At 49.9% G+C, this 725-nt stretch carries 2 protein-coding genes; both read right to left on the bottom strand.

Features of this window, described 5'->3' with window-relative positions; genetic code table 11:
- A partial coding sequence (locus AB204_RS23730) for a hypothetical protein (RefSeq protein WP_235428161.1) occupies positions 1-92 on the bottom strand: 92 nt, incomplete at its 3' end.
- 11 nt (positions 93-103) lie between these two features.
- Positions 104-463: a phage terminase small subunit P27 family gene (locus tag AB204_RS20375; RefSeq protein WP_047965209.1), complete on the bottom strand. Its 360-nt coding sequence runs from the start codon at positions 461-463 to the stop codon at positions 104-106.
- Between the last annotated feature and the right edge of the window lie 262 nt (positions 464-725).

Genomic DNA, 725 nt, shown 5'->3' with positions numbered 1-725 from the left:
TTATAATAGCGTTTCACGGCCTGTTTCAGACGCTTACAGGCCGGAATAGTGCCATTTTCGACATCAAAAGCGTACTGCTCCCATGCGTTCATCGGTAATCTCATCAGGCAATCAGTGCGTCTAAATCATCAGGCTCGTCGCTTTCCACCGGATTTCGACGGCGGGATACCGGATCAAAGCCCAGCAGTGACGACATTTTTATCATGATTTTCTCGGCATCGGCTTTCGCTTTCAATGACGGGTTACTGGTTGCCGCGCCGCGTGAGCCTTCCACGGCGAACCCGCGTAACTCAATGTCTGCCACGGCCTTACGGTAGATGGCATAGTTGACGCAATACAGTTCTAGGTTGTTCCAGTCCGCCGGGCTGAGGTCGTCACGCTCGTTAAGGATTTTGGCTTTCGATTTCCATTGTTGCGCGGCGATATTGTTTAAATACTCAGGGGGTTTCGGTGCTCTTGCCATAACTTTATGTTTCCTATGAAGATTACTGCTATTAAAAAAAGTGCCGTGCATAAAAATTTGAGGACGCGGCGGTTCTTTTTAGCGGGGCGTTTGTCATTTTTGATCCCCCCACCTCGTTATCTCATTGCGTTATTATCATTCAATCAACCAATCACGACGCCTTGCCGCCTCTGCTTCCCGTTCCCGATACTCACCATTCTTACGCCGCTGTTTGGTTGCCGGGTCTGTCTGCACGGTCTTACGGTTATGGCAGCCATGACAC

The sequence above is a fragment of the Xenorhabdus khoisanae genome (assembly GCF_001037465.1).
GTDB classification, from domain to species: domain Bacteria; phylum Pseudomonadota; class Gammaproteobacteria; order Enterobacterales; family Enterobacteriaceae; genus Xenorhabdus; species Xenorhabdus khoisanae.
Note: the sequence above shows the minus strand (reverse complement) of the source record. Positions and strands in the feature narration are given on the sequence as shown.

Excerpts from the sequence above, each read along its gene's own strand:
- AB204_RS20375 (WP_047965209.1), bottom strand. The coding sequence starts at position 463 with ATGGCAAGAGCACCGAAACCCCCTGAGTATTTAAACAATATCGCCGCG.